Annotated in this window: 2 rRNA genes; both read right to left on the bottom strand. The window is 54.2% G+C overall.

Annotation, left to right across the window (positions count from 1 at the left end):
• Nucleotides 1-29 precede the first annotated feature (29 nt).
• A 5S ribosomal RNA gene (rrf, locus tag KZ491_RS12690) occupies nucleotides 30-144 on the bottom strand.
• A gap of 118 nt (nucleotides 145-262) precedes the next feature.
• Nucleotides 263-3,140: ribosomal RNA gene (locus tag KZ491_RS12685) — 23S ribosomal RNA — on the bottom strand.
• Nucleotides 3,141-3,177: the final 37 nt, after the last annotated feature.

The raw sequence follows: 3,177 nt of genomic DNA, 5'->3' as shown, positions 1-3,177 counted from the left end.
CCTGTTGGGATCCGGCCTTTGGTGTAAATGCCCAGCGATGACCTACTCTTGCATGGCTTAAGCCACACTACCATCGGCGCATGTGCGTTTCACTTCCGAGTTCGGGATGGGATCGGGTGGTGCCACACAGCTATTGTCACTGGGCAAGGGGGTGAAGCAGCGCACGGTTGCGCCAGCTTGCATGGGGTGGGACGTAGCGAGTGATTGTTTTGGTCTGGAATGTCGTCGACGCGTCGTCGAGTCCAAGGCCACTTGAGGTTATATGGTCAAGCCACACGGATCATTAGTACAGGTTAGCTCAATACATTGCTGCACTTACACACCCTGCCTATCAACCACCTGGTCTTGATGGTTCCTTTAGGGGAGTCAAGCTCCCGGGAGATCTCATCTTGAGGCGCGCTTCCCGCTTAGATGCTTTCAGCGGTTATCGCTTCCGAACATAGCTACCCGGCAATGCCACTGGCGTGACAACCGGAACACCAGAGGTTCGTCCACTCCGGTCCTCTCGTACTAGGAGCAGCCCCTCTCAAATCTCCAACGCCCATGGCAGATAGGGACCGAACTGTCTCACGACGTTCTGAACCCAGCTCGCGTACCACTTTAAATGGCGAACAGCCATACCCTTGGGACCGACTACAGCCCCAGGATGTGATGAGCCGACATCGAGGTGCCAAACACCGCCGTCGATATGAACTCTTGGGCGGTATCAGCCTGTTATCCCCGGAGTACCTTTTATCCGTTGAGCGATGGCCCTTCCATACAGAACCACCGGATCACTAAGTCCTAGTTTCCTACCTGCTTGATCCGTCGATCTTGCAGTCAAGCACGCTTATGCCTTTGCACACAGTGCGCGATGTCCGACCGCGCTGAGCGTACCTTCGAGCTCCTCCGTTACACTTTGGGAGGAGACCGCCCCAGTCAAACTACCCACCATACACGGTCCCCGATCCGGATAACGGACCTAGGTTAGAACGTCAAGCACGTCAGGGTGGTATTTCAAGGTTGGCTCCACCGGAACTAGCGTCCTGGTTTCACAGCCTCCCACCTATCCTACACAGACGAACTCAACGTTCAGTGTAAAGCTATAGTAAAGGTTCACGGGGTCTTTCCGTCTTGCCACGGGAACGCTGCATCTTCACAGCGATTTCAATTTCACTGAGTCTCGGGTGGAGACAGCGCCGCCATCGTTACGCCATTCGTGCAGGTCGGAACTTACCCGACAAGGAATTTCGCTACCTTAGGACCGTTATAGTTACGGCCGCCGTTTACTGGGGCTTCGATCAAGAGCTTCGCCTTGCGGCTGACCCCATCAATTAACCTTCCAGCACCGGGCAGGCGTCACACCCTATACGTCCACTTTCGTGTTTGCAGAGTGCTGTGTTTTTGATAAACAGTCGCAGCGGCCTGGTTACTGCGACCCCCGACAGCTATAGCTCGCATGAGCCACCATCAGGGGTGCACCTTCTCCCGAAGTTACGGTGCCATGTTGCCTAGTTCCTTCACCCGAGTTCTCTCAAGCGCCTGAGAATTCTCATCCTGCCCACCTGTGTCGGTTTACGGTACGGTCTGCGTAAGCTGAAGCTTAGGAGCTTTTCCTGGAAGCGTGGTATCGGTAACTTCGTCCTAATGGACTCGTCTCGCTGCTCGGCGTTAATGACCCCCCGGATTTGCCTAAGGGATCCGCCTACCTGCTTTCCCCGGGACAACCAACGCCCGGTATACCTAACCTTCTCCGTCCCTCCATCGCACTTACGCGAGGTGCAGGAATATTAACCTGCTTCCCATCGACTACGCATTTCTGCCTCGCCTTAGGGGCCGACTCACCCTGCGTTGATTAACATTGCGCAAGGAAACCTTGGGCTTTCGGCGTGCGGGTTTTTCACCCGCATTATCGTTACTCATGTCAGCATTCGCACTTCCGATACCTCCAGCAGACTTCTCAATCCACCTTCAACGGCTTACGGAACGCTCCTCTACCGCGCATACAAAGTATGCACCCCAAGCTTCGGTTCAATGCTTAGCCCCGTTAAATCTTCCGCGCAGACCGACTCGACCAGTGAGCTATTACGCTTTCTTTAAAGGATGGCTGCTTCTAAGCCAACCTCCTGGCTGTCTGTGCCTTTCCACATCGTTTTCCACTCAGCACTGATTGGGGACCTTAGCTGTGGGTCTGGGTTGTTTCCCTTTTCACGACGGACGTTAGCACCCGCCGTGTGTCTCCCGGATAGTACGTGCTGGTATTCGGAGTTTGCCATGGGTTGGTAAGTCGCAATGACCCCCTAGCCATAACAGTGCTCTACCCCCAGCAGTATTCGTCCGAGGCGCTACCTAAATAGCTTTCGAGGAGAACCAGCTATCTCCGGGTTCGATTAGCTTTTCACTCCTAATCACACCTCATCCCCTACCTTTGCAACGGGAGTGGGTTCGGGCCTCCAGTACCTGTTACGGTACCTTCACCCTGGGCATGACTAGATCACCCGGTTTCGGGTCTACAGCCCGCGACTATGCGCCCTATTCAGACTCGGTTTCCCTTCGCCTCCCCTATACGGTTAAGCTTGCCACGAACTGTAAGTCGCTGACCCATTATACAAAAGGTACGCAGTCACCCCGAAGGGCTCCTACTGCTTGTACGCACACGGTTTCAGGGTCTATTTCACTCCCTTCACCAGGGTTCTTTTCGCCTTTCCCTCACGGTACTGGTTCACTATCGGTCGGTCAGTAGTATTTAGCCTTGGAGGATGGTCCCCCCATGTTCAGACAGGGTTTCTCGTGCCCCGCCCTACTCGTTTTCATTGAAAGAGCCTTTTCGCGTACCGGGCTGTCACCGTCTATGGCCAACCTTTCCAGGTTGTTCTGCTAAAACTCAATCAACTTAAGGGCTGTTCCCCGTTCGCTCGTCACTACTCAGGGAATCTCGGTTGATTTCTTTTCCTCCGGTTACTTAGATATTTCAGTTCACCGGGTTCGCCTTGCATGGCTATGTATTCACCATGCAATACTGCTTGCGCAGTGGGTTTCCCCATTCGGACATCACGGGATCAAAGCTTATTGCCAGCTCCCCCGTGCTTTTCGCAGGCTGTCACGTCCTTCATCGCCTCTGACCGCCAAGGCATCCACCGTGTGCGCTTATTCGCTTGACCATATAACCCCAAGTCGCCTCAGAGTCATACGTTGCAC

Origin of the sequence: Novilysobacter antarcticus, assembly GCF_019802285.1 — a bacterium.
Classification (GTDB): domain Bacteria; phylum Pseudomonadota; class Gammaproteobacteria; order Xanthomonadales; family Xanthomonadaceae; genus Novilysobacter; species Novilysobacter antarcticus.
Note: the sequence above shows the minus strand (reverse complement) of the source record. Positions and strands in the feature narration are given on the sequence as shown.